This window comes from Streptomyces sp. NPDC006265 (assembly GCF_040613555.1).
Taxonomy (GTDB): Bacteria; Actinomycetota; Actinomycetes; order Streptomycetales; family Streptomycetaceae; genus Streptomyces.
This window is the reverse complement of the sequence record NZ_JBEXSH010000818.1, coordinates 1-4113: the sequence shown is the minus strand read 5'-3', so window position 1 is coordinate 4113 and position 4113 is coordinate 1. Positions and strand designations below refer to the sequence as shown.

General features: G+C 69.4%; 4 protein-coding genes. 1 reads left to right on the top strand and 3 read right to left on the bottom strand.

Features of this window, described 5'->3' with window-relative positions:
- Positions 1-270: 270 nt before the first annotated feature.
- From ABZ281_RS40615 to ABZ281_RS40605, 3 genes are all read right to left on the bottom strand, one after another.
- Positions 271-561, bottom strand: a complete 291-nt coding sequence (locus ABZ281_RS40615) for a hypothetical protein (protein WP_356662993.1) — start codon at positions 559-561, stop codon at positions 271-273.
- 75 nt (positions 562-636) lie between these two features.
- Complete coding sequence (locus ABZ281_RS40610) at positions 637-1029, bottom strand: VOC family protein (protein ID WP_356662992.1); 393 nt, start codon at positions 1027-1029, stop codon at positions 637-639.
- 77 nt (positions 1030-1106) lie between these two features.
- Positions 1107-1571, bottom strand: a complete 465-nt coding sequence (locus ABZ281_RS40605; protein WP_356662991.1) for a pyridoxamine 5'-phosphate oxidase family protein — start codon at positions 1569-1571, stop codon at positions 1107-1109.
- Positions 1572-2291: 720 nt separating this feature from the next.
- Here ABZ281_RS40605 and ABZ281_RS40600 point away from each other — a divergent pair.
- Complete coding sequence (locus ABZ281_RS40600) at positions 2292-3905, top strand: hypothetical protein (RefSeq protein ID WP_356662990.1); 1614 nt, start codon at positions 2292-2294, stop codon at positions 3903-3905.
- The last annotated feature ends 208 nt before the right edge of the window (positions 3906-4113 follow it).

Below are 4113 nucleotides of genomic sequence, written 5' to 3'. Positions count from 1 at the left end.
AGAAGGGCGGCCGGGACTGACAGCGGCGCGGTCCCGCCCGGCGACCGCCGGGCGGGGCCGGCCTGCCCTCGCCCGTCCACCTTGATCGCCTTCATGGTGAGCTGGGACTCGAGGCGCAGCACGGCGGGCCGGCCGCTGAGCCTGCCCATCAGGGAGGTTTCGTAGGCGGCGCGGCCCGGCCACCGCGGCCCGCGGAACTGCTTCTCGCCGCCTTCGCCCTGTTCACCGCCGGGTTGCCGGTGCGGCGGCTCGCCGATGCGAGAAGCCCGCTCAGGTCTGTACGCCGTGGTCCCGGCCCTCGTCACCGCCGCCGTCACCCGGCCGCTGCACGCCCCGCTCTTCGCTGCCCTCGCCCCGCTGCGGGTCGGCGCCGCCGTGCGCTACCTCAGTACGCGCATGCCTCGCCGGTGTGGGGTCATCCTGGTCGTCCACTGTCTGCGCGACCCTCCTGTCGCCCAGCCGCGGGTGGCGGCCCGGCCGGCCGCCCTGGCCGGCGCTGTCGCCCTGCACCTGTGGCGTCGCAACGCGCTGCTGAGCATCCTCGCCGGCATGGCCGCCCATGCGGCCCTGGCCAGCACCCCCTTCGGGACCCGACTCGGGATCCGGCCGTTGCCGGCGACCGGCCGTACCTGTCGCTCAGCCCTGCTTGGGTGCCGTCGGGGCGGTGCGGCGCAGGGTGAAGGAGTGGCCGGCCGGGTCGGCGTAGCCGCGCTCCTCCAGGGGGCCTGAGGGCTCCTTGGCCTCCAGGGGGCGGCCGCCGAGGCTGATGACGCGGCGTTCGACCGCGTCGAGGTCGTCGACCACGAACTCCAGGTGGGTCTGGAGGGAGTTCTCGGGACGCGGCCAGCTGGGCGGGGTCGCGTTGACGTCCCGGCGCAGTGCGATCCGGAAACCGTCGGCGCTCTTGATCTCCACCCGGTTGGCGGTGGCGTCCGACTCCTGCCCCTCCAGCAGTTCCTTGTAGAACACGGCGAGCTTCTCGGGCTCGACGCAGTCGAGCACGAGGACCCCCGCTTTCACCAGTGCCATGTCTCCTCCAGGATTCCGGTCGCGGGGCGGTCGTGCCCCGCGGACCCGTACCTTGCGGATATCCCGGAGCGACGGATTCAGTCTGTCTTCAACCACCGTCCGTCGCACATGAGTTCGCGGCCATCGAGCTCGTCGGCCTCCCGCCAGGCCTGCACCCGCTGCGGCACGACACGGAAGTAGAGGTACGGCGTGGCGAGCCGACGGGGGTCGAACCCGGTCTTGGCGGCGAAGAGTTCGGCGTCCTGCTCGGTCAGCTCGCCGGGCTGGACCGTCTCGACGGTGCCCTCGACGAGGACGACGTCACGGGTCGGCCCGATGCCCACCCGGGCCCGGCCACAGGCGGCGAGGTTCCGTCCGGTGGGGCTGGACGCGAGCGTGGCGAACAGCAGGTACGAGCCGTTCCAGAGGAAGGACAGCGGGACGAGGTAGGGCGTCCCCGACGCGCCGTCGGCCGTGGCGACCCAGGCGTCCACGTCGTGGTCGAGGCGGTGCAGGGTGTCCCTCTTGCGCTGCTCGGCGCTGCGTACGGGTGCGGACGTCATCGTCGGTGAACCTCCTGGTCGGTCGTCGAACGGACGTTGACCAGTGTGGCGTTCCGCGGCTCCGGAGGCTCGATGGACGAGCCGATACCGGGTGAGGGGCGAGGGAGTATACGCAGCTCATGCGCTTCGAGCAGTAACGGAGATCACGGCAGGGTCACGGAATGGCTTGTTCACGTCATGGGCAGCCTCGTACCGCTTCTCGGTTCAACTTTCGGACTGCGAAGCCCAGTTCGAGTGTGCGGGCGGCCACGGCGCCGTCCGCCAGCAGGGGTGGGGGGACTCTGCGTTCCGTCTCCCGAAAGGAAACGCATGCTTCAGGACGTCCGGTTCGACCTGCCCTTCGCCACCCCGGTCGGCTACCCACACGCCTCGGATCAACACAGCTGAGGCGGCGACGCAGGCGCTCGCCTTGCGGCAGGAGTGCCGTCATCGCAGCAGTCGTGCCCCTCACGGTCGTTCGTAGCAGGAGTCAAAGCCGGTCGCGCAAGTCCGGCTGTCCGGCGAGGCCGTCGCGGAAAGTACAGAAGATTCCCGGACACGGCCGGTCAACGACCACGGTCGATCGATCCCGTTGCCAGGACCACAGCTCATTGGGAGACCGGTGTGAAATCTCGAGTCGCAGGTGCTGTTCCGAAGGCGTCCGCCGACAGCTCGCTCCCGGCGCAGCCAAGCGCCCAGCTCCACCCCACAGAGGCGGGGAACACCCTGGCCCGCCTCTTGGTGAAACACATCAAGGGGAGCACGGAGCAGTACCGAGGGTCCCAGAACGCCGCTCAGCAGCGGCTGAACGCATTCGGCTCCCCCCACTCCAGCACCACGCTGCAGGTGGAGGGAGCCCTCCATCTGGCGCGGCCCGCGTTTCTCCCGCCCGACGAGGAGGGCTACGCCAGGTTGAGGCATCTCGACACCAGCCTGCGCTTGATCGAAGCAGCCTTCCCCCAAGTCAGCACCGACGTTGAGCTCTGCAGACTGACCTGCACGATGCTGGAAGGGGCCTGGAGGAGCCGGGCACTCACCCCGCCGCGCGAGGAGGAGCAGACAAGCTTCTGCGCCTGCCCTCTGTGCCGTCGGCTGCCCACGCCCCCCGCACGCACGCTCGACGACTACCGTTGGCGGCAGAGCGCCGGTCGTCCCCTCACCGTCAAGACCTGGCCATACCGCCGGGAACTCGACAGCATCCTGACCGGTGGATGGTCCTGGACCCGGCAGATGAACGACCTCGAACGAGATCTCGGCCACCGCCACCGCTTCGAGGACGACATCCTCGTCTTCCACGAATACAAGCGTGTGATCGACACCATCGACACAACGCGCCTCACCCAACACGTCGAAGGCCGCCTGGCCGAGAATTTCAGCACCAACAGCGCACGGGCCCTGGTCTCCGGACTCTTCGCAGCCCACAAGCGATCCGTCGACGAGTACTGGCTCCAACAGCACGACGCGGGCGGCGTCACGCTCCCCCAGACCAGCCCCCTCAACCAGAGCACCTACTCAGCGCTGCAGATGCTGGACTGTCTGTTCTGGCACGTCGCCCCCGACACCGAACTCTGGCAGGAAGAGAACCTCGCCTCCCTGCTGCTGTGCCGCGTCATCGACGACATGGCCGATGTACGGGCCGACGCCCTCACCGGCGAGATCAGCAACTTCTGGCTCGCCGACATGCCCACCCACACCAAGGCGCTCTACGCTGCCTGCGCGATAGCCCTCGTCAAGTACGGCTGCATGCCCGAGGCCCACAGCCCGATGTGGAACACCTGGCTGATGACCACCACCATCGTCTGGATGGGGCTCACGGGCCGCCACGCCCTGTGGTTCGACGGCATCACCCAGGGCCTCCCCCCGGCCGAGGAGTGCCCGCTGTGCGACCTGCAGCCCAACCCGTGCACCGGCATCCTCACCCACGGCACCACCCTCACCATCGCCCCGCGGCCCACCGCACCGGCACTGAGCACCCGGACCGCCGAGCTGTCCGCACGGTGTCGAGCCCAATACCCCCGGTCATGGCCCCTCTTCGACGCCGAGCTCCATGCCTTCGAAGCACTGCACGGCCCCTGGTACGGCAACACGGACAGCACATGGGAGATCTTGCGCCGCACCTACATCGCCGCCGTGGAGGCATCCAGCGCCGCACCATCGCCGGACCGCGCCCGTCATGTCCAACAGGACGCCGGCGTGGTCGGATCCGAGAATTTCCACACCCTGCACGACCCTCAGACCGGGAGGGAAGACACCGCACTGCTCGCCTACATGTTCGGCTGTGCCCACCCGCATTTCCTCTGGAACGCCACCGGATACCGTCCCACGGGCGTCGCAGGCGACTGGCTCGACGGCTGACGCCTCAATCCTGAGCTGACGACCTGCCGTGCGGGTGAGGCACCGCCTGCACCCACGCACGGCGTTGCCCGGCCGGAAGCCGGCCGGGCAACAGTCTGCCGACGTGGCCCAGTACCGCGGCACTAGTGCCGCAACAGGCAACGTTCGCCCCGTCACGACGCCCGGCACGCTCCCCCAAGCTCTCGACTCCGCTCGAGCAGGGGGTACC

What these genes read in the sequence shown, in the direction of transcription:
- ABZ281_RS40615 (WP_356662993.1), bottom strand. Translation starts at nt 561, where the DNA reads ATGGGCGGCCATGCCGGCGAGGATGCTCAGCAGCGCGTTGCGACGCCA.
- ABZ281_RS40610 (WP_356662992.1), bottom strand. Translation starts at nt 1,029, where the DNA reads ATGGCACTGGTGAAAGCGGGGGTCCTCGTGCTCGACTGCGTCGAGCCC.
- ABZ281_RS40605 (WP_356662991.1), bottom strand. Translation starts at nt 1,571, where the DNA reads ATGACGTCCGCACCCGTACGCAGCGCCGAGCAGCGCAAGAGGGACACC.